This is a genomic window from Pandoraea morbifera, assembly GCF_902459575.1.
Taxonomy (GTDB): domain Bacteria; phylum Pseudomonadota; class Gammaproteobacteria; order Burkholderiales; family Burkholderiaceae; genus Pandoraea; species Pandoraea morbifera.
This window is the reverse complement of sequence record NZ_CABPSD010000010.1, coordinates 156,818-180,095: the sequence shown is the minus strand read 5'-3', so window position 1 is coordinate 180,095 and position 23,278 is coordinate 156,818. Positions and strand designations below refer to the sequence as shown.

The 23,278-nt window shown below is 63.2% G+C and carries 21 protein-coding genes; 4 read left to right on the top strand and 17 right to left on the bottom strand.

The window, feature by feature from the left end; translation table 11 throughout:
- Positions 1–247: 247 nt before the first annotated feature.
- A complete protein-coding gene (gene ppsR / locus PMO31116_RS17185; RefSeq protein ID WP_072619141.1) occupies positions 248–1,126 on the top strand; it encodes a posphoenolpyruvate synthetase regulatory kinase/phosphorylase PpsR in 879 nt (292 codons plus the stop codon).
- Positions 1,127–1,239: 113 nt separating this feature from the next.
- On the opposite strand, the gene PMO31116_RS17180 is transcribed toward ppsR, so the two are convergent.
- The 16 genes from PMO31116_RS17180 to rpsB all read right to left on the bottom strand — a co-directional run bounded on the left by PMO31116_RS17180 (position 1,240) and on the right by rpsB (position 16,794).
- Positions 1,240–2,019: a TrmH family RNA methyltransferase gene (locus PMO31116_RS17180; protein ID WP_150567798.1), complete on the bottom strand. Its 780-nt coding sequence runs from the start codon at positions 2,017–2,019 to the stop codon at positions 1,240–1,242.
- Positions 2,016–2,651, bottom strand: a complete 636-nt coding sequence (gene rnhB, locus PMO31116_RS17175) for a ribonuclease HII (protein ID WP_246185350.1) — start codon at positions 2,649–2,651, stop codon at positions 2,016–2,018. The genes PMO31116_RS17180 and rnhB overlap by 4 nt, the downstream gene beginning before the upstream one ends.
- A 92-nt stretch (positions 2,652–2,743) precedes the next feature.
- Positions 2,744–3,913, bottom strand: a complete 1,170-nt coding sequence (lpxB, locus tag PMO31116_RS17170; protein ID WP_425494807.1) for a lipid-A-disaccharide synthase — start codon at positions 3,911–3,913, stop codon at positions 2,744–2,746.
- Between the two features lie 11 nt (positions 3,914–3,924).
- On the bottom strand, positions 3,925–4,716 hold the full coding sequence (gene lpxA / locus PMO31116_RS17165; protein WP_150567796.1) for an acyl-ACP--UDP-N-acetylglucosamine O-acyltransferase: 792 nt from the start codon (positions 4,714–4,716) through the stop codon (positions 3,925–3,927).
- A 17-nt stretch (positions 4,717–4,733) separates the two neighbouring features.
- Positions 4,734–5,192: a 3-hydroxyacyl-ACP dehydratase FabZ gene (fabZ, locus tag PMO31116_RS17160; protein WP_150567795.1), complete on the bottom strand. Its 459-nt coding sequence runs from the start codon at positions 5,190–5,192 to the stop codon at positions 4,734–4,736.
- The gene (gene lpxD, locus PMO31116_RS17155) at positions 5,189–6,277 is read right to left on the bottom strand and encodes a UDP-3-O-(3-hydroxymyristoyl)glucosamine N-acyltransferase (protein WP_150567794.1); all 1,089 of its coding nucleotides are present in this window, start codon (positions 6,275–6,277) and stop codon (positions 5,189–5,191) included. Before lpxD ends, fabZ begins: the two co-directional genes overlap by 4 nt.
- 14 nt (positions 6,278–6,291) lie before the next feature.
- Positions 6,292–6,756, bottom strand: coding sequence for an OmpH/Skp family outer membrane protein (locus PMO31116_RS17150; RefSeq protein ID WP_246185349.1), 465 nt, complete (start codon positions 6,754–6,756; stop codon positions 6,292–6,294).
- A gap of 124 nt (positions 6,757–6,880) precedes the next feature.
- Entirely contained in the window at positions 6,881–9,184 is a 2,304-nt protein-coding gene (gene bamA, locus PMO31116_RS17145) for an outer membrane protein assembly factor BamA (protein WP_174971410.1), read from the bottom strand.
- 73 nt (positions 9,185–9,257) lie between these two features.
- The gene (rseP, locus tag PMO31116_RS17140) at positions 9,258–10,649 is read right to left on the bottom strand and encodes an RIP metalloprotease RseP (protein ID WP_150567791.1); all 1,392 of its coding nucleotides are present in this window, start codon (positions 10,647–10,649) and stop codon (positions 9,258–9,260) included.
- 43 nt (positions 10,650–10,692) lie between these two features.
- A complete protein-coding gene (ispC, locus tag PMO31116_RS17135; RefSeq protein WP_150567790.1) occupies positions 10,693–11,892 on the bottom strand; it encodes a 1-deoxy-D-xylulose-5-phosphate reductoisomerase in 1,200 nt (399 codons plus the stop codon).
- Between the two features lie 2 nt (positions 11,893–11,894).
- Positions 11,895–12,704 (bottom strand): phosphatidate cytidylyltransferase, encoded by an 810-nt coding sequence (locus PMO31116_RS17130; protein ID WP_150567789.1) that lies wholly within the window; start codon positions 12,702–12,704, stop codon positions 11,895–11,897.
- Positions 12,704–13,486 carry a polyprenyl diphosphate synthase gene (gene uppS / locus PMO31116_RS17125; RefSeq protein WP_150567788.1) on the bottom strand — a complete coding sequence of 261 codons (783 nt, stop codon included), beginning with the start codon at positions 13,484–13,486 and terminating at the stop codon, positions 12,704–12,706. The genes PMO31116_RS17130 and uppS overlap by 1 nt, the downstream gene beginning before the upstream one ends.
- Before the next feature lie 64 nt (positions 13,487–13,550).
- Complete coding sequence (gene frr, locus PMO31116_RS17120) at positions 13,551–14,111, bottom strand: ribosome recycling factor (protein WP_023596246.1); 561 nt, start codon at positions 14,109–14,111, stop codon at positions 13,551–13,553.
- Between the two features lie 85 nt (positions 14,112–14,196).
- Positions 14,197–14,910: a UMP kinase gene (pyrH, locus tag PMO31116_RS17115; protein ID WP_010803863.1), complete on the bottom strand. Its 714-nt coding sequence runs from the start codon at positions 14,908–14,910 to the stop codon at positions 14,197–14,199.
- 98 nt (positions 14,911–15,008) lie between these two features.
- Entirely contained in the window at positions 15,009–15,890 is an 882-nt protein-coding gene (gene tsf / locus PMO31116_RS17110; RefSeq protein WP_150567787.1) for a translation elongation factor Ts, read from the bottom strand.
- A gap of 154 nt (positions 15,891–16,044) precedes the next feature.
- The gene (gene rpsB, locus PMO31116_RS17105) at positions 16,045–16,794 is read right to left on the bottom strand and encodes a 30S ribosomal protein S2 (RefSeq protein WP_023596248.1); all 750 of its coding nucleotides are present in this window, start codon (positions 16,792–16,794) and stop codon (positions 16,045–16,047) included.
- Positions 16,795–17,313: 519 nt separating this feature from the next.
- Here rpsB and map point away from each other — a divergent pair.
- From map to PMO31116_RS17090, 3 genes are all read left to right on the top strand, one after another.
- Entirely contained in the window at positions 17,314–18,141 is an 828-nt protein-coding gene (gene map, locus PMO31116_RS17100; RefSeq protein ID WP_023596250.1) for a type I methionyl aminopeptidase, read from the top strand.
- A 138-nt stretch (positions 18,142–18,279) separates the two neighbouring features.
- Positions 18,280–20,844: a [protein-PII] uridylyltransferase gene (locus PMO31116_RS17095; protein WP_150567786.1), complete on the top strand. Its 2,565-nt coding sequence runs from the start codon at positions 18,280–18,282 to the stop codon at positions 20,842–20,844.
- Positions 20,841–22,538 (top strand): pseudouridine synthase, encoded by a 1,698-nt coding sequence (locus PMO31116_RS17090; RefSeq protein WP_150567785.1) that lies wholly within the window; start codon positions 20,841–20,843, stop codon positions 22,536–22,538. The genes PMO31116_RS17095 and PMO31116_RS17090 overlap by 4 nt, the downstream gene beginning before the upstream one ends.
- Before the next feature lie 203 nt (positions 22,539–22,741).
- Here the strand turns inward: PMO31116_RS17090 and def are convergent, their stop codons facing one another.
- Positions 22,742–23,275, bottom strand: coding sequence for a peptide deformylase (gene def / locus PMO31116_RS17085; protein WP_150567784.1), 534 nt, complete (start codon positions 23,273–23,275; stop codon positions 22,742–22,744).
- Positions 23,276–23,278 lie beyond the last annotated feature (3 nt).

Sequence of the window (23,278 nt, the reverse complement as noted above, 5' to 3'; positions counted from 1 at the left end):
GAAAAAAAATTCTCGGCGGACCGGCTGGGACTGACATAGGCGGGTCGACCTGTTGGATAAGGAATCGCGCATTGGCGGCGTCGAGTACCAGGGGCTAGCGCCCGACGACCTGCCCCGAACTATCCGGATTCCCGCCGCGCCCCGCCAGACGGGCCTGCGGCTGGACGCCGCGCGATGGTCGCGCAATTGCTTATCCAACAAGTTGCCGCTATTCTACCGTGCAACGCACCATTTTGCGATTCTGCGCATGACTGACGCCCCCAATACCGGAAATTCCCCGACATCGCCCGCCCCACAAGCCAAACCGGCCGCTGCACGCCCGGTCTTCATTGTGTCCGACGGGACAGGGATCACGGCCGAAACATTCGCGCATTCGATTCTCGCGCAGTTCGAGATGCGTTTCCGTCAGATTCGCGTTCCGTTCGTGGATTCCGTCGATAAAGCCTATGAAACGGCGCAACGGATCAATGAAATGTATCGCAGCGAGAACGTCCGCCCGATCATTTTCAGCACGCTCGTCGACGCTCGCGCCAATGAAATCCTGCGCAACAGCCAGGGCGTGGTCCTCGACATGTTCCAGACATTCATCGAACCCCTCGAGGTCGAGCTGGGACTCAAGTCGATGCATGCCATCGGACGGGTGCACCAGAACGCCGACAGCGAGGCCTACAAGAACCGGATCGAGGCAGTCAATTTCTCGCTCGCCCACGATGACGGGCAGTCGAACAAGAACCTGCAAAGCGCCGACGTGATTCTCGTCGGCGTGTCGCGCAGCGGCAAGACGCCGACCACGCTCTACCTCGCCATGCAGTACGGCGTGAAGGCCGCCAACTATCCGCTCATCCCGGACGACTTCGAGCGTGAAAAGCTGCCTTCCACGCTCGATCAGTACAAGGACAAGATTTTCGGCCTGTCCATCGACCCGTTGCGCCTGTCGGAGATCCGCAACGAACGTCGACCAGGGAGCAAGTACGCTTCGCTGGAGAACTGCCGTTACGAAGTGAACGAAGCCGAAGCGATGATGCGCCGCGAAGGCATCAAGTGGCTGTCGTCGACCCACAAGTCGATCGAGGAAATCGCCACCACGATCCTGCAGGAAATCAAGCTGGAGCGCGACGTCTATTGACGCCACGGGCACGCGCATGGCTAGCCGCAAACCGAAAAGGGACGCCTCGAGCGTCCCTTTTTCATGCCCGCCGGCAACAATCGCCGAACAACCGCCGCACATCTGACGTCGCGTCAGTCGAGCCGCTGCCGCACCGCCTCGAACAGGCAGATCGCCGCGCACGCCGCCACGTTGAGCGACTCCATGCCACCCGGTTGCGGAATGCGGATCGGCGTGCGTACGCGCTCGAGCCACTGCGGCGAAACCCCCGCCCCTTCGTTGCCGAAGACCCACGCCACGGGTGCGCGCAAGTCCTGCTCGTAGAGCGACGTGCTTGCCTGCAGGCTCGTCGCGAGCAACGGCACCGACAGGCGCGGCGCGAGCGAATCCGGCGTGCAATGCTCGACGATGTTCAATGAGAAATGCGCGCCCATCCCGGCGCGCAATACCTTGCTCGACCAGGCGAGCGCCGTGCCCGACATGCAAAACACATCCCGTACGCCGGCGGCGGCCGCACTCCGCAAGATAGAGCCGACGTTCCCGGCATCCTGCACTGCATCGAGAATCACGCAATCCGTGATTTGCGATGCCGGCAAATGCCCGGTCGGCATTTCCACGACGAACACCAACGGCACCCCGTTGACCAGCGTCGACAACGGCTCGAACAATGCGTGCGGCAGGCAAACCCGGCGATCGGGATCGACCCTCGACCATATCTGCGCGACTTCGTCGTTTTCCAGTGCCGTTTCCGCCGCCACGCAGACGAGCGGCTGTCCGAGCGCGCCAAGATAGGCGTCGGCCAGATGCACGCCCTCGAGCAGCGTCTGGCCCAGCTTGCGACGCTGCGCGCTCGACTGCGCCAGTTGCTTCAGGCGCTTGTAGAACGGGTTGTCTTTGGAACTGATGAGTTTCATGAGGAGCGGATGACGCGAGGAACGGTGAGCGCGCCGAACATCTCGAAGGCTTCGCGCACCGGTGCGAACGACTGGCGATGGTGCGGGCTCGGCCCGTGTTGCCGCAACGCCTCGAGATGACGTGGCGTGCCGTAGCCCACGTGCTCGTCGAAACCGTACTGCGGGAATTCCTCGTGCAGCGCGATCAACTGGCGGTCTCGCGTGACCTTTGCCAGAATCGACGCCGCCGAGATCGCGGGCACCTTGTCGTCCCCCTTGATCACGGCCTCCGCGCGCATCGGCAACACCGGGCAACGATTGCCGTCGATGAGCGCCAGCGTCGGCACGCGCGACAAGCCGTTCACCGCTCGCTGCATGGCCAGCATCGTCGCATGCAGGATGTTCAGCGAATCGATCTCGGCCACGCTTGCCTCGGCAATGCAGTACGCGAGTGAACGCTCGACGATTTCCTCATAGAGCGCCTCGCGACGCTGCGCGGTGAGCTTCTTCGAGTCCGCGAGTCCCTTGATCGGACGGGCCGGATCCAGAATGACCGCCGCCGTCACGACAGGCCCGGCCAGCGGCCCGCGCCCCACTTCGTCGACGCCGCACGTGAGGTCGGCCGCCACCTCGGCGAACAGGTCGAGCGCCATCTGCGGTAGCGTCGCTTTCGACGTGCGGACGCGCGACTTTTCGTCCAACGGCGCCCCTTTTCGGAAGGCACGGCGCACCTTGACGTCTTCGCTCATATCCGCCTCTTCTCTCGCAGCACCCGCTCGATCACTTCCGCGGAACGCGCGGCCGTGTTCTGGCGGAGTTGTTCGTGGATCTTCGTGAAGCGCGCCTGCAACGACGCTCGCAGCACCGGATCGGACAACTGCTGCCAGACGGCGTCGGCGAGCGCTTCGGGGGTGGCGAAGTGCTGCAACAGCTCCGGCACGACGAACTCGCCGGAGAGAATGTTCGGCAAGCCCACGTAAGGCAAGTAGCCTTGCCGCTTCATGATCTGCGCGGTGAGCCAGGGCACCTTGTACGAGATGACCATCGGCTTCTTGTACAACGCGGCTTCCAGCGTCGCCGTACCGCTCGCGAGCAGCACGCTGTCCGCCGCTTCGAGCGCCAGCGGCGCGCGACCGTCGATCACCGTCAGGTTGAGATCGCCGTGCGCGTCGACGATCGGTTGCATCATCAAACGCAAACGCGGCGTGGCCGCCGGCAACACGAACTGGATCGACGGCTCCCGTTTTGCCAGCAATCGCATGGCGGCGAAGAAGACCGGTGTGAGACGCTGCACTTCCGAGGTGCGGCTACCGGGGAGAATCGCGACGACCGGCCCGTTACCCGTTAGCGCCAACCGGGCGCGCGCGCCGGCTACGTCGGGCACCATCGGGATCTTGTCCGCCATCGGATGCCCGACGAACGTCGCGTCGATGCCCGCGCGGTGATAGATCTCCGGCTCGAACGGGAACAGGCACAACATGTGGTCCACGGCGCGCTTGATCTTCTTGATGCGCCCGCCGCGCCAGGCCCAGATCGACGGGCTGACGAAATGGATGGTGGGAATGCCGGCCTCGCGCAGCTTGATTTCGAGGTCGAAATTGAAGTCGGGAGCGTCGAATCCGACGAACGCCAGCGGCTTTTCCGCCAGCCAGCGATCGCGAAGTTGCCTGCGAATCGAGAGAATCTCGCGCAGATGCTTGATGACTTCGACGTAGCCCATCACGGAGAGCTTGTCGATCGGCCAATAGGCGTCGAATCCCTCTTCCGCCATATGCGGGCCGCCGACACCTGCGTAGGCGATGTCGGCCGGAAGACTTTGCTTGAGTCCGGCAAGCACGTTGCCGGCGATGAGATCGCCCGACAGCTCCCCGGCCACCATCGCCAGGGTTCGCTGGCCGGTGCCGGGAAGGGTCAGCGGCATGGAGATCAGCGCACGATACCGCGCGTGCTGGTGTTGAGGAAGTCGAGCAGCACACGAACGGCGTCGAAGACGTCCGGTGCGCCGGCATTTCCGAACGCTTCGATCTGGACCTTCGCCTCGTCGAGCGTCAGGCCGCTCTTGTAGAGCAGCTTGTACGCGTGGCGCAGCGCGGTGATCGCATCCGCGGAAAACCCGCGGCGACGCAGACCTTCGACGTTGATGCCATACGGTACCGCGCGGTCGCCCGATGCGATGACGAACGGCGGCACGTCCTGCACCAGCACGGAAGCTCCGCCCACCATCGAGTGCGCACCGATGCGCACGAACTGGTGCACGCCCGTCATGCCGCCGATGATCGCCCAGTCGTCCACGTGCACGTGACCCGCCAGTTGCGCGTTGCTCGAGAAAACGGTGTGGTTGCCCACGTGGCAATCGTGCGCGATGTGCACGTAAGCCATGATCCAGTTGTCGTCGCCGAGCCCGGTCAAGCCGCCGTCCTGCACCGTGCCGGTGTGGATGGTCGTGAACTCGCGAATCGTATTGCGGTCGCCGATGACGAGCCGCGTCGGCTCGCCAGCGTACTTCATGTCCTGCGGCGCGCCGCCAATCGACGCGAACGGGCCGATCTTGTTGCCGGTGCCGAGCGTCGTATGCCCGTCGACGATCGTGTGTGCGAGGATTTGCGTGCCTGCACCGATCGTGACGTTCGGCCCGACGATCGCGTACGGACCAACGGTAACGTCGTCGGCCAGTTGCGCCTTCGGATCGATGACCGCGGTGGGATGAATATTCGTCATGAGCGTCTCGGTTCCGGTTATTCGCCGTTCTTCTTGACCATGCACATGAACTCGGCTTCCGCCGCAAGCTTGCCGTCGACCAGCGCCTTGCCCTTGAACTTGAAGAAGCCGCGGCGCTCGCTCAGGAAGTCCACGTCCAGGATCAATTGATCACCCGGTTCGACAGGACGCTTGAAGCGAACGTTCTCGATCCCCACGAAATAGTAGAGCGTGTTTTCGTCGTGCACCGCTTCTTCGGAGAACGTGAGCAGCGCGGCGGCCTGCGCCAGCGCTTCCACGATCAGCACGCCCGGCATGACCGGACGCTGCGGATAATGGCCGGTGAAATACGGCTCATTGATCGTGACGTTCTTGATGACCTTGATATTGGCGTGCGGCTCCAGGCTGATCACGCGGTCCACCATCAGCATCGGATAGCGATGCGGAAGCAGCTTCAGGATCTTGTGGATGTCGATATTGATGTTGGTCTCGCTCATTTCTCTTGCAGGTCTTTGACCTTCGCTTCAAGTTGTCGCACGCGATCGCGCATCTTGTCCAGATTGCGCATGATGGCCGCGTTCTTGTTCCATTCGGCGTTCGGAATTGCCGGAAACGCGCTGGTGTAGGTGCCCGGGCCGGGAATCGACTTCGACACCCCCGACTTGGCCGTCACGATGACCCGGTCCCCGATCGTCACATGCCCAGCCACGCCGACGGCGCCACCCAGCATGCAGAATTTCCCGATGGTGCTGCTGCCGGCGATGCCCGTACATGCCGCGATTACCGTGTAGGCGCCGACGCGCACGTTGTGCGCAATCTGCACCTGGTTGTCGATCTTGCAACCGCGCTCGATGACCGTATCGGCCATCGCGCCACGATCAATCGAGGTCGACGCGCCGATTTCGACGTCGTCTTCGATCACGGCTCGCCCGACCTGCGGAATCTTCACCCATTCGCCGCCGGTCGCGGAGAAGTCAGGCGCGAACCCAAATCCGTCGGAGCCGATCACCGCCCCCGCATGGATGACGCAACGCGCGCCGATCACGCTCGTGTGGTACAGCGTGGCGTTGGGGTAGACGAGTACGTCGTCGCCGATCGTGGTGCCGCGACCGACGAACACGTTTGCCACCAGCCGGACACGTTCGCCCAGCCTCACGCCGGCTTCGATCACGACATTCGGACCGATGACGCACGAGGCCGGCACCGTCGCCGAAGGATCGACGACCGCGCTCGGGTGAATCCCCGCCGCCGGCACTGGCGTGGCCGCCTGCGCAAACATCTGGGCAACGCGTGCGAAGTACGCGTACGGGTTCGGCGCGATGATCCACGCGCGTCCCTCGTGCGAGGGCAGCTTGTCGAAGTCGGCCCTGGAGAGAATCACGGCCGCGGCCCCCGAATTGGGTACTTCGGCCAGATAAAGCGGATTCGACAGAAAGGCGAGCTGACGTGCGCCGGCGCGATCGAGCGGAGCCAGACCATCGACGGTGACTTCGCCGTCCCCGACGAGGTCGCCACCGAAGCGCGCGACCAACTGCGCCAGCGACACGGAAGGCAGCGACGGCTGGGACGGTGCCGCCGACATGGACTGCGCGCCCGTCACTTGCCGCCGGCGCCGCTACCCGAACCTGCGTTCAGGGTCTTGAGCACCTTGTCCGTGATGTCGATGCGCGGGCTCACGTAGACCGCTTCCTGCACGATCAGGTCGTACTTGTCCGTCTCGGCAATCTGCTTGATCACGCGGTTGGCGCGATCGAGCACGGCAGCGAGTTCCTCGTTGCGACGTTGATTCAGATCCTCCCGGAATTCGCGCTGCTTGCGCTGGAATTCGGTGTCTGCGGCTGCCAGGTCGCGCTGGCGCTTGGCGCGCTCGGCATCGGACAACGTGGGGTTGTCCTTGTCGAGCTTGTCCGACATCGCCTTGAGACGTTGCGCCATCGCCTGAAGATCCGAGTCGCGCTTGGAGAACTCGGCTTCGAGCTTGGCTTGTGCGGCCTTGGCCGGTGCGGAATCGCGCAGAATGCGATCCGAATTGACAGCGGCGATGCGCGCATCCTGGGCCATGGCGGCAAATGCCGCGCCGGCCAGCAACGCCGCGGCGATGCCGCGAAGGCAATGCTTACGGATACCGTTCAATGTATTACCCCTTGCAACGATGAAACATTCGGAACCGATCGGGTCGCGCTCGTTAGAACGACGTACCGACCTGGAACTGGAATTTCTGGTACTGGTCGCCCGTCTTCTTGGCGAGCGGGAAACCCATGGAAAGCTTGAGCGGGCCGATCGGCGAAATCCACGACAGACCGAAGCCGTAAGAATAGCGCAGGTTGTTCAAGGTAATCGCCTGGCCGTTATCGAAGACGTTACCGCCGTCGAAGAACGTAAAGATACGCAGCGTACGGTCATATCCGGTGCCCGGCAGCGGGAACGTCAGCTCCACGTTACCGATGAGCTTCGATGCGCCGCCCAGCGGTTCGCCGTTGGTGTCCTTCGGACCCAGCGAGCTCGGCTCGTAGCCACGCACCGAGCCGATACCGCCGGCGAAGTAGTTCTTGAAGATCGGGAACGGTTGACCGCCCATGCCGTGGCCGTATCCGACTTCACCGTTGAGCGCCAGCGTAAAGCCGCGGCTGACCGGATAGTAGTACTGGTGCTGGTAATAGGCGCGGATGTACTTGGTCGTCCCGATCGGCGTGCCGATTTCGATGTTTGCCTGCTGGTAGTGTCCGCGGTTCGGAATCAGCGCGCTGTCACGCGAATCGCGCGACCAGCCGATGGTCAGCGGGTAGTTGTTGCTGACGTATCCGAACTGGTTGGCGTAATCGATGTAGCGCTGCGGCGTGGTGCCGTCGCTCGTCAGATGCAGGCGCGTCTGTTCGAAGCCGATACCGAAGAACACCGTATCGACTTCCGAGAATGGCACACCGAACTTGAGGTTGCCGCCCAGCGTGTTGATACGGAAGTCCGAATCGCTGGTCAGCAGCAGCGGCTGATACGTACGGTAGTAGATGTCCGTGATACGGCTCACGCCGTCGACCGTGAAATACGGATCGACCTGCGTCACCGCCAAGGTCCGATACGTCTTGCCGGTGTTGACGTTCACCGAGAGGGAGGTCCCCGAACCGAACACGTTGTCCTGGCTGATACCGGCCTGCAACACCACCTTGTCGGTCGACGAGAAGCCCGCACCCACGTTGATCGTGCCGGTCGGCTTCTCTTCCACCTTGACCTGGAGGTCGACCTGGTCGTTCGAGCCGGGCACCGGCTCGGTGGTCACTTTCACGTCGGTGAAGTAGCCCAGGCGGTTGATACGGTCCTGCGACAGCTTGAGGCGGTCGGCGTCGTACCACGAGCTCTCGAGCTGACGCATCTCACGACGAATCACCTCGTCGCGCGTGCGCGAGTTGCCCACGATGTTGATCTTGCGAACATAGACGCGGCGGCCCGGATCGATCGTCAGCGTCAACGCCACCGTGTGGTTGTTGCGGTCGATCGTCGGCTGGGCGTTCACGTTGGCAAACGCGAAACCGTAGTTGCCGAGCATGTCCGAAATTGCCTTCGTGCTCGCCTGGAGCTTGGCGGCCGAGAACGTGTCGCCGGCCTTGAGCTGCACGAGCTTCTGGATGTCGTCCTGCTTGCCGAGCATCTCGCCGGTCAGCTTGACGTCAGACACCTTGTACGGCTCGCCTTCATGCAGGTTGATCGTCAGGAACATCTCGTCCTTGTCCGGCGTGATCGAAACGTCGGTGGAGTCGATGTTGAATTCCAGATAACCGCGGTTCAGATAGAACGAGCGCAGCTTTTCCAGATCGCCCGTGAGCTTGTCCTTGGAATACAGGTCGTTCTTGGAATACCAAGACAGCCAGTTCGGCGTGCCGAGTTCCATTTCGGACGTCAGGTCCGACGACGAGAACGCCTTGTTGCCAACGAAATTGATCTGCTGGATCGTGGCCTTGGGCCCTTCGGTCACCGCGAACTGAATGCCCACACGGTTGCGTTCGAGCGGCGTGACCGTCGTCTTCACCTCGGCTGCGTAGTAACCGCGCGTGAGGTATTGACGCTTGAGCTCCTGCTCCGACTTGTCGAGCAGGTTGCGGTCGAAGCTCCGACCTTCGGTCAGGCCGACCGAGCGCAGCGCCTTCTTCAGACCGTCCTTGTCGAATTCCTTGATGCCGAGGAAGTCGATGGAAGCAATGGCCGGGCGCTCGTTGACGTGCACCACCAGCACGTTGCCCTGCGTCTCGACGCTCACGTCCGAGAACAGGCCCGTTGCATAAAGGGCACGAATTGCTTCGGTGCCCTTATCGTCGTTGAACTTATCACCCGGCTTGACCGGCAGGTAGGAGAAGACCGTTCCGGGTTCGATCCGCTGCAAGCCCTCCACTCGGATATCCTTGACCACGAACGGCTCGACGGCGCGTGCCAGGAAACTGTGTGCCGCCAGAACCGCAATCACCAGGGTCTTCGGAACAAGGTGGTATTTATTCGACAACTTGCTTCCCCAAGAAACAATTGAATCGTAAAAAACTCGGATTTGCCTGCGACCGGCAGGCGCGTGACGCTGTCTAGTGCAGCAACTTCGACAGGTCATTGAAAAGTGCTACGGCAGAGAGCGCGAGAATGCAAACGATGCCCACTCGTTGCAGCACACCCTGCCACCGCTCGGAAACAGCCCGGCCGGTAATCGCTTCGACCGCATAATATAACAGATAGCCACCGTCCAGAACCGGAATCGGCAATAGATTCAATACGCCAAGGCTAATGCTGACAAGCGCCAGAAAGGCGACGAAATAATCCAGTCCCAGTCGCGCGGAGCGGCCTGCATAGTCCGCAATCGTCACCGGACCGCTCAGATTCTTCAGCGACGCCTGCCCCGTGATCATTTTCCCAAACATGCGCACGCTGAATGCCGTGACGTCCCACGTGCGCTGCGCACCGCGGCCAATGGCCTCGAACAGGCCGTAACGCACGGTCACCGAGTCGACCTGACTGGCCAGCGCGGCGCCGATCTTGCCCACGCGCGCCCCGCCAGCCTCGGCGGAGTCGACTTCCGCCGCAGGCGTGAGGGTGACGCTCGTCAGTGCGCCATCGCGCCGAACCGTGAACGTCATCGGCTTGCCCGGATGCGCACGTACGGCATCGACCAGCCCCTTGGCCGACGTCACCGCACTGCCGTCCACCGCCGTGATTTCGTCCCCCACGCGCAACCCGGCCGCCCCGGCCGCGCCGCCCGCGATGAGCTGCCCAACCTTCACGCGCGCCGACGGCACGAGGCCCAGCCGCTGCATGAAGTCCTGCTCGCCGTCAGCGTCGAGATGCTGGCCGGCGGCGTCCAGTGTGTATTCGGCGCGACCGTCGCGGGTCCGCGCGATCAGGGTGACGCGCTGGCCGTCGATCATCGGATCGACCAGACGCCAGCGAAGATCTTCCCACGAGCGCACCGGCATTTCGTCACCGACAGCCTCATCGGGACTCGTCCCATTCTCGCGGACACCGGTAATGAGCTCGCCGCCCGCCAGTCCGGCACGCGCCGCGAGCGTGCCCGCCGCTGGCGGCGCCACACGTGCGACCGGCTCCGTGACCCCGACCAGATTCAGCCCGGTGTAAAGGGCAATGGCAAGCAGGAAGTTCGCGACCGGTCCCGCGGCCACGATGGCGAAGCGCTTGTAGACGGATTGCCGGTTGAACGCACGGTCGCGATCTTCCGGGGCGACGATCTGCGTATCGTCACGCTCGTCGAGCATCCGAACATAGCCGCCGAGCGGCAGTGCGCAGACAGTCCACTCCGTGCGATCGCGGCCCATCGTCCACTTGAGCAAGGGGGCGCCGAACCCCACCGAAAATCGCAGCACCTTGACGCCACACAACCGAGCGACCGAGTAGTGCCCCAGCTCATGGAACACCACCAGCACGCCAATGGCGACGGCAAACGCAAGCAACGTGGACAGCAGAGTCATGAGCGAATCGGGCCCCGAGGACGTTACGACATGAGTTCAGGCGTCAGGAAGACGCCGGGGCCGGCAGCTTGGCGACGATGGTCGCCGCCAGTTCGCGGGCGCGGCGGTCGGCTTCGAGCACCACGTCCAGCGACGTGGCCTCGCCAACGGTCACCGCGTCGAGCACCTGTTCGACCACCTGGGCGATGGCCGTGAAGCGAATGCGCCCTTCGAGGAAGGCCGCCACGGCGATCTCGTTGGCCGCATTGAGCAGCGCCCCGGCCGTGCCACCGCGATGCAACGCATCGAACGCCAGGCGCAGGCAAGGGAATCGGCGCAAGTCCGGCGCCTCGAAGGTCAATTTGCCGATGTCGGCGAGATTCAGCCCCGCGACGCCCGACGTCACCCGATCCGGAAATGCCAACGCATGCGCGATCGGCGTGCGCATATCCGGATTCCCGAGCTGCGCCAGCGTGGAGCCGTCCGTGTAGGTGACCATCGAGTGAATCACGCTCTGCGGGTGGATCAGCACTTCGATCTTCTCCGGCGGCACGTTGAACAGCCAGTGTGCCTCGATGACCTCGAGCCCCTTGTTCATCATGCTGGCGGAATCGACCGAAATCTTGCGGCCCATGACCCAGTTCGGATGGGCGCAAGCTTCGTCCGGCGTGACGTTTTCCAGCGACGCCAACTCGCGCTCGCGGAACGGGCCGCCCGAGGCGGTCAGCACCAGCTTTTCGACGCCGCGCGTGGAAATGCGATGCTCGCCGGCTACCTGCGGCAGGCATTGGAAAATGGCATTGTGCTCGCTGTCGAGCGGCAACAACGTGGCGCCGGCGCGTTCGGCCGTTGCCATGAACAGTGCGCCGGACAGAACCAGCGACTCCTTGTTTGCCAGCAAAATACGCTTGCCGGCGCGGGCGGCCGCCAGCGTCGATTGCAGGCCAGCCGCACCGACGATCGCCGCGACAACCATCGTTGGCTCGGGGGCCTCGGCGATCTCCACCAGCGCTCGCGGTCCGTGCGCGACTTCGATCTTCAGACCCGCGTCCGCCAGACGGGCGGCAAGCACGCGCGCCCCATCGGCGTCGGCCACCACCGCCACCTTCGGGCGATGCGCAACGCATTGCTCGAACAGACGGTCAAGATTGCGGTGCGCCGACAAGGCGTAGACGGAGAAACGGTCGGGATGACGCCCCACCACATCGAGCGTGCTAACGCCGATGGAGCCAGTGGAGCCGAGAATGGAGAGACGTTGCGACATGATCAGACGAAGAGCAGAGCCAGCGGAAGCACCGGGAGTAAGGCGTCGATTCTGTCGAGCACGCCGCCGTGGCCGGGCAGCAGCGCGCTGGAATCCTTCACGCCGGCTTGCCGCTTGAGTTGAGATTCGAACAGGTCGCCCACGACCGAGAAAGCGACCAGCGCGGTCAAGGCCAGCGCGCCGAGGCCAAGGCCCAGCGAGCCTGCGAGATGCGAGACGATCGTCGGCGCCTGCAGGCCCGACGCGAGCACTGCGGCGGCCGCGACGAGCACCAGCAGCCATCCGCCGATCGCGCCTTCCCAGGACTTGCCCGGGCTGATGGAAGGGGCCAGCTTGCGACGGCCGAAGGCGCGGCCGGCAAAATAGGCCCCGGTGTCGGCGATCCAGACAATGACCAACACCGACAGGAGGAAGGCAACACCGCGCTCACGCGCGAGGCACAGAGCCTGCCATGCCGCGATCAGCAGCACCGGACCGGCCACCAGCAGCAAGCCGCGCCAGGCGCCTTGAGTCGCCGGCTTGCGAGCCAGCGTGTACGGACCGGCCAATACCCAGAAGACGGCGGCCGGCTTGAGCCAGATCGACGACAACGTCCAGCCCCCCGCCCACGTCAGGCCGACGCCGAGCAGCGCCAGAGCGCCGTAGAAGATCGCGCCCGTGCCGTTCAGACCGACGAGGCGGCCCCACTCCCAACCGGCGGCCGCCACGATCAAGGCGGCGAGACATGCGAACTGCGCCGGCGTACCGACGAAGATCACGGGCAAGAGGATGGCAAGCAGTACGACAGCGGTAATAACGCGTGTCTTGAGCATCAGGCGGATTGTCCCGAGGGGTTCTGGACTTGCGCGCTGGTACGACCGAAACGGCGTTCTCGCTGCTGAAACTCGGCAACCGCGCGCTTGAGCGTATTGGCGTTGAAGTCCGGCCAGAATTCTTCGGTGAAATAGAGCTCAGTGTACGCCAGTTGCCAGAGCAGAAAATTACTGATCCGCTGGTCGCCGCCGGTCCGGATAAACAGGTCCGGCTCCGGCGCGTACGCCATGCTCAGGTGCGGGGCGAGATCATCTTCGGTAAATGACGTCTCGAGTGCCGCCGCCCCACCCTGCGCGACACGTGCCGCGGCAAGCTTGCGGGCAGCCTGCAAAATGTCCCACCGCCCGCCGTAGTTGGCGGCGATGGTCAGTGTGAGCCCCTTGTTGTCCTTCGTGCGTTCCTCGGCACGGCGGACCAGTTCCTGGATGCGCGGCTCGAACGCCTCGAGGGCGCCGACCACGCGCAACCGGATCCCGTTGTTGTGCAGCTTGCCAACCTCACGCTCGAGCGCGAGGATGAACAGTTGCATCAACGTGGAGACTTCATCCTGAGGCCGGCGCCAGTTCTCGGAACTGAAGGCGAACAGCGTCAGATACTCGACGCCGATCTCGGCACACGCCGTCACCGCCTCGCGCACGGCATCGACACCGCGCTTGTGACCGGCAACGCGAGGCAGTTTACGACTGGTAGCCCAACGCCCGTTGCCATCCATGACGATGGCGACGTGGCGCGGAATGCTCGCTGTTTCGGGAACAGAAAGCGTGGAGCTGAGAAAACCCATTGAGGTGCGGCGCGGGAGTCGAGCGCGAAAGTCAGCGGAGATCTTGCGGTGAGTGCCGGGGCACTCAAACCGTCATGATGTCGGCTTCTTTCTGCTTGACCAGCTCGTCGATCTCGGCGACGAACTTGTCGGTGAACTTCTGGACTTCGTCACCGCCACGGCGCTCGTCGTCCTCCGAGATTTCCTTGTCCTTCACCAGCTTCTTGAGCTGCTCGTTCGCGTCCCGGCGCAGATTGCGCACGGCGACCTTCGCGGTTTCGCCTTCCGACTTGACCAGCTTGGTCATTTCGCGACGGCGCTCTTCGGTCAGTTGGGGCATCGGCACGCGGATGAGATCGCCCTGCGTGGCCGGATTCAGACCCAGGTCCGATTCGCGAATGGCCTTCTCGACCTTGGCCACCATGTTCTTTTCCCACGGCTGCACGCCGATCGTGCGGGCATCGACGAGGTTCACGTTGGCAACCTGAGCGATGGGCACCATCGAACCGTAGTAGTCGACCTGGACGTGATCGAGCAGACCCACGTGGGCGCGGCCGGTACGAATCTTCGCCAGGTTGTTCTTGAACGACTCGATCGAGCTCTTCATCTTTTGCTCGACATTCTTCTTGACGTCAGCAACGCTCATGACAACCTCCAAACCTTGAATTGTTACGCAAACATAAATGATACGGCGTCGGCGTGCCAATGCACGCCGACGCCGCAATTTGAACTCAAACGTGGACGAGCGTTCCCTCGTCCTCACCGAGAATGACGTGCTTGAGCGCACCCGGCTTCACGATCGAGAACACGCGCACGGGCATCTTCTGATCGCGGCACAGCGCAAAAGCCGTCGCGTCCATGACCTGCAGGTTCTTCGAGATGGCCTCGTCGAAGCTGATGGTCGAATACTTTACCGCGTTGGGATCCTTCTTGGGATCTGCCGAGTACACGCCGTCGACCTTGGTCGCCTTGAGCACCACTTCGGCGCCGACTTCCGATCCGCGCAGCGCGGCGGCCGTGTCGGTGGTAAAGAAGGGGTTGCCCGTGCCGGCGGCGAAGATCACGACTTTGCCCTCTTCGAGCTGACGGATCGCGCGCGGGCGGATGTACGGTTCGACAACCTGGTCCATACGCAGCGCGGACTGCACACGCGCTTCGATGCCGGCGTGACGCATGGCGTCCTGCAGCGCCAGCGCGTTCATCATGGTGGCCAGCATGCCCATGTAGTCGGCCGTGGCGCGATCCATACCGGCCGCGCCGCCCGCCACACCCCGGAAAATATTGCCGCCGCCGATCACGACGGCCAGCTGCGTGCCCAGGCGAACGACTTCGGCGATATCGCCAACCATGCGCTCGATCGTCGCACGATTGATGCCGAACGCATCGTCCCCCATGAGGGCTTCACCAGAGAGCTTGAGAAGTACGCGTTTGTAAGGAGTAGACATGGCGGTCCTTAAGAAATCTGGTCGGGCACTGTGAGGGTATTCTGGATGAAACAACGGGGACGGCACCGCCGCCCCCGACTACTGCGGTACTGCGAAAATTACGACTGCTTGGCTGCTGCGACTTGCGCGGCCACTTCGGCGGCGAAGTCGTCTTGCTTCTTCTCGATACCTTCGCCGACCACGAACATGGTGAAGCTCTTGACCGTGGTGTTGTTGGCCTTGAGCATCTGTTCGACGGTCGACTTGTCATCCTTCACGTAAGCCTGGTTGAACAGCGACACTTCCTTCAGGAACTTCTGCACGCTGCCTTCCACCATCTTCGCGACGATCTCGGCCGGCTTGCCCGATTCGGCAGCCTTCTCGGCAGCGACCTTGCGCTCCTTCTCGATCAGTTCCGGCGAGACCTGGTCGCCCGACACGGCCACCGGCTTCATGGCGGCAATGTGCATGGCGACGTTCTTGCCCACTTCGGCGTCGGCGCCTTCGTACTCGACGATCACGCCGATGCGCGTGCCGTGCAGGTAGGCGGCGAGCTTGCCCGACGTCTCGTAGCGCTGGAAGCGACGGATCGTCATGTTTTCACCGATCTTGCCGATCAGGTCGGTACGCACCTGCTCAACGGTCTTGCCCTCGAGCGGAAGCGCCGACAGGGCTGCGACGTCGGCCGGGTTGTTCTCGGCGACGAGCTTGGCCAGTTCGTTGGCGAACTTCAGGAAGTCGTCGTTCTTCGAGACGAAGTCGGTTTCGCAGTTGATTTCGACCACGGCGCCCTTGCCGCCGTCGATGTAGGCGGCGATCACGCCTTCGGCCGTGATACGGCTGGCGGCCTTGCTGGCCTTGCTACCCAGCTTGACACGCAGGATTTCTTCAGCACGACCCATGTCGCCATCGGCTTCGGTCAGCGCCTTCTTGCATTCCATCATCGGCGCATCGGTCTTGGCGCGCAGTTCGCCCACCATTGCTGCAGTAATTGCCGGCATATCGTTACTCCTGTATATCGAATCAGTCGGACCGGGATGTCGCCCGGACGGCCGCATTGCCCGTCCTCGGCTCCCCGCAGATCCGACGTGGGGAAATCGGACTAAAAAAAAGGGGCGCCACAAGCAGCCCCTTTTGTTACGCAGCGGTGGCCGCTTACGCCTCTTCGTTCACTTCGACGAACTCGTCGCCGTCGCCGCGCACGGCTTCCACGACTTCCTTGACGGCGTTTGCACGGCCTTCCAGGATCGCGTCGGCAACGCCCTGAACGTACAACTCGACTGCCTTGCTCGAGTCGTCGTTACCCGGGATGACGTAGTCCACGCCGTCCGGCGAGTGGTTCGTATCGACCACGGCGATCACCGGAATACCCAGCTTGTTGGCTTCGGTGATGGCGATCTTGTGGTAGCCGACGTCGACGACGAAGATGGCGTCGGGCATGCCGCCCATTTCCTTCACGCCACCGATCGACTTCTGCAGCTTGGCCATTTCGCGATCGAACAGCAGCGCTTCCTTCTTGCTCATGCGCTCTTGCTCGCCGGCTTCCAGAGCCTGCTCCATGTCCTTGAGCTTCTTGATCGACGACTTCAGGGTCTTGAAGTTCGTCAGCATGCCACCCAGCCAACGGTTGTTGACATAGGGCATGCCGGCACGCGTTGCGGCTTCCGCGACGATTTCGCGGGCCTGACGCTTCGTGCCCACGAAGAGGATCGTGCCGCGGTTTGCCGCCAGTTGACGCACGTACTTCAGTGCGTCCTGGTACATCGGCAACGTCTTTTCGAGGTTGATGATGTGAATCTTGTTGCGATGGCCGAAGATATAGGGGGCCATCTTGGGGTTCCAGAAACGGGTTTGGTGACCAAAGTGGACGCCCGCTTCCAGCATCTGACGCATCGTGACAGACATGTGATTCTCCGTGAGGGTTGGGTCTTAGACCGGCTGCCGTACCCGTTTCGTCGGACTGTCATACAGCTTTGCATGACCCGTCCGCGAAGTTCGGGCACCCTGGGTGCGCCGGCCCGCGATTTCAAAATTTCCAAGCCGATGGCGTTCGATGCCACCCGGAACCTCACCGAGCGCGGCGCCATTCGGCACCACATTGGGGCGAAACACCCCGAAAAATTCGGTGAAGACCCTTGAAAACCAAGGGGAAACCCTCGGGTTTATTGACAACTCGTCCTCGACTTAGCCCGAGATTATAGCATCGCAGCATGGCTGCACTCAAGTGACGCGTAAAGTCCCGACGAGGCGCCCGAAATCCCCGGCATGCGCGGCATTCCGGCCGGTTTGCCCCGAGATCAAGGCGTCCGATCGGAACCACGGAAAACCCACCTCGGAATTCGCCGAAATCCGCGCCCGACGGGGCGGAAACCGTTCATTGATGCGATAATGCAGCACTGTTTCCGCAATTTGCCCGATTCCGCAATGGCCATCACCCTCAAGAATGCCCACGACATTGAAATGATGCGCGTCGCCTGCCGCCTGGCCAGCGAGGTGCTCGATTTCATTACGCCGCACGTACGTGCCGGCGTCACCACCGGGGAACTCGACCGGCTTTGCCACGAGTACATGATCAAGGAACAGGGCACCGTGCCGGCGCCGCTGAACTATCAGCCGCCCGGCTATCCGCCCTACCCCAAGGCGACCTGCATCTCGGTCAACGATGTTATCTGCCATGGCATTCCCGGCGACAAGACGCTCAAGAACGGCGACGCGCTGAACATCGACATCACCGTGATCAAGGACGGTTATTTCGGCGACACGAGCCGCATGTTCATCGTCGGCGAGGGTTCGATTCTCGCCAGGCGTCTTGCCCAGGTCACCTACGAATGCATGTGGCTCGGCATCAATCAGGTCCGGCCCGGCGCGCATCTCGGCGACATCGGCCAGGCGATCCAGACGCATGCGGAAGCACAGGGATACAGTGTGGTGCGCGAGTATTGCGGACATGGCATTGGTCAGGTCTTTCACGAGGATCCGCAGATCCTGCACTATGGCCGCCAGGGAACCGGGCTGGAACTGCAGGCAGGCATGATCTTCACGATCGAGCCGATGATCAACGCCGGCAAGCGCGAGATCCGAACGATGCCTGACCAATGGACGGTCAAGACGCGCGATCGCAGCCTGTCGGCACAGTGGGAGCACACCGTGCTTGTGACGGAAACCGGTCATGAGGTGCTTACGCGCTCGGCGCTCACCCCGCCGCCGCCGCCCGGTTCTTCGTTTGTCACGTCGTTCGCGACTGCCGCCTGAGCCGCCAACGTCCGCCAGCGACCGGCAACCACCCCGAACGCTGTCGTGTCGTCGCCGCAACACCGTTTTGAACGTCCGGTCGCCGAGCATTCCGGCGGCCGCCCGGCCTGACCCGATTACTCACCCCAGGAAGCCGTCATGCACGCACGTGCGCACGCCCCCTCTCCGCTACGTCAGGCGCTCAAGGAACGCAAGACCGAGCTCGTCGAGCGATTCTCCGCGCACGGCAAGATCGACGTGCTCCTGCACGGCCTGTGCCAGGCCGTCGACCAGGCCATGCGCGAAGCGTGGGCCGAGTGTCATATGCCGGGCGAGTTCGCGCTCGTGGCCGTGGGCGGCTACGGACGCGGCGAGTTGTATCCGTACTCGGACGTCGACATTCTCGTGCTGCATCGCGGCACTGACGGCGACGCGCTCGCGTCTCATGTGGAGCCGTTCATCGGGTTCCTCTGGGACATCGGCGTCGAAATCGGGTCTTCCGTACGTACGGTCGACGAATGCCTGAGCGAGGCGCAGGCCGACATCACGGTTCAGACGAGTCTGCTCGAAGCGCGCCTCATCACCGGCGACCGTGCCCTTTTCGAGGCGTTCGAGCAGCGCTTCGCCGTCGATCTCGATCCCCTGGCATTTTTCCGCAGCAAGCAACTGGAGATTCGTCAGCGCCACGCGAAATACCAGGACACGCCCTACAGCCTCGAGCCGAACTGCAAGGAGAGCCCCGGCGGGTTGCGGGACCTGCAGGTCATCCTGTGGATGACCAAGGCCGCGGGGCTCGGCAACAGTTGGTCGGAACTGTTTGCGCGCGACCTGCTCACCGATCGCGAACTCAAGGAGTTGCGCCGCAACGAACAGTTTCTGAAGGGTCTGCGCGCGCGGTTGCACTTGTTGGCGCGCCGTCGCCAGGACGTGCTCGTGTTCGACATGCAGACGCCGCTCGCCCAGAGCCTGGGGTTCGACGCAACCACGACCAAGCGCGCCAGCGAGCAGCTCATGCGCCGTTACTACTGGGCGGCCAAGGCGGTCTCGCAGCTCAATACCGTGCTGCTGCTCAACGTCGAGGCCCGGCTGTTTCCGCAAACGAGCGGTGTGACGCGCGTGATCAACGAACGCTTCGTCGAAAAGCAGGGCATGATCGAGATCGTCGATGACGAACTCTACCAGCGCCACCCGAACGCCATTCTCGAGACATTCCTGCTCTACGAACAGGTCGTCGGCGTGAAGGGCCTCTCGGCAAGAACCCTGCGCGCGCTCTATAACGCCCGGGAGTTGATGAATGCGCAATGGCGCACCGATCCCGAAAACCGTCGCACGTTTCTCGCGATCCTTCAGCAACCGCAAGGGATCACGCACGCCCTGCGACTGATGAACCAGACCAGCGTGCTCGGACGGTACCTGATCAATTTCCGCCGCGTGGTCGGTCAGATGCAGCATGACCTGTACCACGTGTACACGGTCGATCAGCACATCCTGATGGTGGTGCGTAACATTCGTCGCTTCGCCGTTGCGGAGCATACGCACGAATACCCGTTCTGCAGCCAGCTGATTGCGAACTTCGACCGGCCGTGGGTGCTGACCGTCGCCGCGCTGTTCCATGACATCGCGAAGGGACGCGGGGGCGACCACTCCACGCTGGGCATGGTCGACGCACGGCGTTTCTGCACCCGTCACGGCATCGACAAGGAGGACACCGATCTGATCGTCTGGCTGGTGGGCGAGCATCTGACGATGAGCACCGTCGCACAGAAGCAGGACACCACCGACCCCGACGTCATTCGCCGCTTCGCCGAGAAGGTCGGTAGCGAGCGACGCCTGACCGCGCTCTATCTCCTGACGGTAGCGGACATTCGCGGCACGAGCCCGAAGGTCTGGAACGCGTGGAAAGGGAAACTGCTCGAGGACCTCTACCGCCTGACGTTGCAGGTGCTAGGCGGCGCCAACCCCGATCCGCATTCGCAGTTGAAGACCCGCAAGGAAGAAGCCCTAGGCCTGCTGCGGCTTTATACGGTACCCGAACGCGCTCAGGACTCGCTCTGGAATACGCTGGATGTCGCCTACTTCCTGCGCAACGATCCTGCGGACGTTGCGTGGCAGACGCGCCATCTGTGGCGACACGTCGAGAGCCCGGCACCGATCGTCAAGGCGCGACCCTCGCCGATCGGCGAGGGGCTGCAGGTGATGGTCTACGTGCGCGATCAGGTCGACCTGTTCGCGCGCATCTGCGGCTATTTCGAGCGCAAGGGGCTGTCGATTCTCGACGCGAAGGTGCACACGACCAGCCACGGCTTCGCACTGGACAGCTTCTTGCTGACGGACCCCGGCCTGGACACCAGCTATCGCGACATCATCAATCTCGTGGAAAGCGAACTGGTGTCTCTGCTCACGCGCGCGGAGCCCCTGGCCGAGCCGAGCAAGGGACGGCTGCCGCGTCGCTCACGCAGCTTTCCCGTCACACCGCGCGTCGATCTGCGACCAGACGAGCGTGGTCAGTACTACCTGCTGTCGGTGTCGGCCAACGACCGTACCGGCTTGCTCTACGCGGTTGCACGCGTGCTTGCGCGTCATGGCGTGAGCGTGCGCACCGCACGTATCAATACCCTCGGCGAACGTGTTGAAGACACGTTCCTGCTCGACGGCAGCCGCTTGCAGGATAATCGCCTGCAGATTGCCGTCGAGACCGAATTACTCGAAGCATTGGAACCATGAGCGATACCCCGCGCGCCAAACTGAGCGCCAAACACCCCCGCACCCTCGACAAGACGCGCGCTCCCGTGCGTTCGTCGGGCGCCTTGCGTCGTCCGACCAAGGCGGTGCCCGCGTCGATGCTCGACGCCGGCGGCACGAAGAAAGCCGCTGCGAAGCCTGCGCGCCCGCGCCCGGCGGATGACGCGTCGGCGCCGGCAGGCGCGCGGCGCCCCGTCGGCAATACCGCTGCCCCGCGCAAATCTGCGCCCCATGCGGCCAAGCCGTACGAGAAGCGTGCGACAGGGGATCGCCCACCCCAACGAGGCCAGCGCGAGCGCGTGGCCGGCAGCCGCGCGGTCCGTGGCGCCGAGGGCACGCCGAGGCGCTTCGACGAGGATCGGCCACGCCGCTTTGACGAGGATCGCCCGCGTCGCACCAGTGAAGGTGGCACAAGAGGCGATTTCGGCCGCCCGATCAAACGCGGCACCGATGACCGCGCCCCACGCCGCTTCGACGAAGACCGTCCACGTCGCGCCGGTGAAGGTGACGCACGGGGTGCTCGGGGTGAATACGCCCGTCCAGGCAAACGTGGTGCCGACGACCGCGCCCCACGCCGCTTCGACGAAGACCGGCCCCGTCGCGCCGGTGCGGGCGACGCACGGGGTGCTCGGAGTGCTCGGGGTGAATACACCCGCCCGATCAAACGCGACGCCGACGACCGCGCCCCACGCCGCTTCGACGAAGACCGTCCACGTCGCGCCGGTGAAGGTGACGCACGGGGTGCACAGGGTGCACGGGGTGAATACACCCGCCCTGCCAAACGTGGCGGCGAAGATGCGCCACGAGGCCGTTTCGCCCGCGAGGACCGCGACGCGCGCCCGGCGCGTCCCACACGCGCAGCGCGCGTCGAACGCGATGACGATGACGATGACGACATCAAGATCCATCACGATGCGGCAGGCTCACTCCGCCTGTCCAAGCGCATGTCGGAGCTTGGCCTGTGCTCGCGACGTGAGGCGGATGAGTGGATTGCGAAGGGATGGGTGCGCGTCGACGGCAAGGTCGTGACGGCGCTCGGCACGAAGATTTTGCCGACGCAGGAAATCACGGTTGTCCAGGCAGCGCACAAGGAGCAGGCCAGCCGCGTCACGATCCTGCTTCACAAGCCCGTGGGCTATGTCTCCGGGCAAGCGGAAGACGGGTACGAACCCGCCGTCGTTCTGGTCACGCGAGAGCATCATTGGGCCGAGGACGATGCCGGCGTGCGCTTCTCGCCATCGCACCTGCGCAGCCTGGCGCCGGCCGGACGTCTGGATATCGATTCGACCGGTCTGCTCGTCCTGACGCAGGACGGACGCATCGCCAAACAACTGATCGGCGAAGACTCCGAGATCGAAAAGGAGTATCTCGTGCGAGTGTCCTACAACGAGCATTCGCAGAACGTTCAGGCGCATTTCCCGGCCGATCGTCTGGCGCTGCTGCGCCATGGACTGTCGCTCGACGACCAGCCGCTCAAGCCGGCGCAGGTCGACTGGCAGAATCCGGAGCAACTGCGATTCGTGCTCAAGGAAGGCAAGAAGCGTCAGATCCGTCGGATGTGTGAGCTCGTCGGCCTACACGTCACGGGGCTCAAGCGCGTTCGCATGGGGCGTATCGCGCTCGGCAACCTGCCCGTCGGCGAGTGGCGCTATCTTCGCGCCGGCGAGGGATTCTGAGCGAAAAGGCGATCTCGCCGATGAAAAAGCCCGCCAAAAGGCGGGCTTTTTTTCGGCCATTTGCCGGGTACTCCGGTGTGACGTCGCGCCGTCCTCACTAAGCGTCGGCGCAACGCTCGGCACCCGACCTCACCGCACGGACCCGGCGTCAGGTCATCGACCACCGTTCGATCAGTCACGGCGTCCGATATCGACGCGACAATTCAGTCATCGCTCTTCGGATCGAGCCCCGGGAACAGGATCTCGGTAAAGCCAAACTTGCTGAAGTCGGTAATGCGCATTGGATACAACTTACCGATGAGGTGGTCACACTCGTGCTGGACCACCCGCGCATGAAATCCCTCGGCAACGCGATCAATGACACGTCCGTATTGGTCGAAACCCTCATAGCGCAGCATTGAATAACGATTGACCATGCCTCGTAACCCGGGAACCGACAGGCAACCCTCCCAGCCCTCTTCCATGTCCTGCGTCAACGGCGTGATCACCGGATTGATGAGCACGGTCTCCGGCACTTCGGGGGCGTCGGGGTAGCGCTCGTTGTGCTCGAAGCCAAAGATCACCACTTGCAGGTCGACGCCGATCTGCGGCGCGGCCAGTCCCGCGCCGTTCGCGTGCTTCATGGTGTCGAACATGTCGGCGACGAGTTCATGCAACTCGGGCGTATCGAAATGCTCCACGGCCTTGGCGATGCGCAGCAAGCGCGGATCGCCCATCTTCAGAATGTCGCGAATCATCGA

Bases quoted from the DNA above. Each gene is read 5' to 3' on its own strand.
- PMO31116_RS17090 (WP_150567785.1), top strand. From the start codon at position 20,841: ATGAGCGATACCCCGCGCGCCAAACTGAGCGCCAAACACCCCCGCACC.
- rnhB (WP_246185350.1), bottom strand. From the start codon at position 2,651: ATGGCGCTCGACCTGTTCGCCGAGGTGGCGGCCGACCTCACGTGCGGC.
- pyrH (WP_010803863.1), bottom strand. From the start codon at position 14,910: ATGTCTACTCCTTACAAACGCGTACTTCTCAAGCTCTCTGGTGAAGCC.
- ispC (WP_150567790.1), bottom strand. From the start codon at position 11,892: ATGTCGCAACGTCTCTCCATTCTCGGCTCCACTGGCTCCATCGGCGTT.
- uppS (WP_150567788.1), bottom strand. From the start codon at position 13,486: ATGGGTTTTCTCAGCTCCACGCTTTCTGTTCCCGAAACAGCGAGCATT.
- frr (WP_023596246.1), bottom strand. From the start codon at position 14,111: ATGAGCGTTGCTGACGTCAAGAAGAATGTCGAGCAAAAGATGAAGAGC.
- PMO31116_RS17150 (WP_246185349.1), bottom strand. From the start codon at position 6,756: ATGGCCCAGGATGCGCGCATCGCCGCTGTCAATTCGGATCGCATTCTG.
- PMO31116_RS17095 (WP_150567786.1), top strand. From the start codon at position 18,280: ATGCACGCACGTGCGCACGCCCCCTCTCCGCTACGTCAGGCGCTCAAG.
- lpxA (WP_150567796.1), bottom strand. From the start codon at position 4,716: ATGACGAATATTCATCCCACCGCGGTCATCGATCCGAAGGCGCAACTG.
- PMO31116_RS17130 (WP_150567789.1), bottom strand. From the start codon at position 12,704: ATGCTCAAGACACGCGTTATTACCGCTGTCGTACTGCTTGCCATCCTC.
- def (WP_150567784.1), bottom strand. From the start codon at position 23,275: ATGATTCGCGACATTCTGAAGATGGGCGATCCGCGCTTGCTGCGCATC.
- rseP (WP_150567791.1), bottom strand. From the start codon at position 10,649: ATGACTCTGCTGTCCACGTTGCTTGCGTTTGCCGTCGCCATTGGCGTG.
- ppsR (WP_072619141.1), top strand. From the start codon at position 248: ATGACTGACGCCCCCAATACCGGAAATTCCCCGACATCGCCCGCCCCA.
- tsf (WP_150567787.1), bottom strand. From the start codon at position 15,890: ATGCCGGCAATTACTGCAGCAATGGTGGGCGAACTGCGCGCCAAGACC.
- rpsB (WP_023596248.1), bottom strand. From the start codon at position 16,794: ATGTCTGTCACGATGCGTCAGATGCTGGAAGCGGGCGTCCACTTTGGT.
- PMO31116_RS17180 (WP_150567798.1), bottom strand. From the start codon at position 2,019: ATGAAACTCATCAGTTCCAAAGACAACCCGTTCTACAAGCGCCTGAAG.
- lpxD (WP_150567794.1), bottom strand. From the start codon at position 6,277: ATGTCGGCGGCACCGTCCCAGCCGTCGCTGCCTTCCGTGTCGCTGGCG.
- fabZ (WP_150567795.1), bottom strand. From the start codon at position 5,192: ATGAGCGAGACCAACATCAATATCGACATCCACAAGATCCTGAAGCTG.
- map (WP_023596250.1), top strand. From the start codon at position 17,314: ATGGCCATCACCCTCAAGAATGCCCACGACATTGAAATGATGCGCGTC.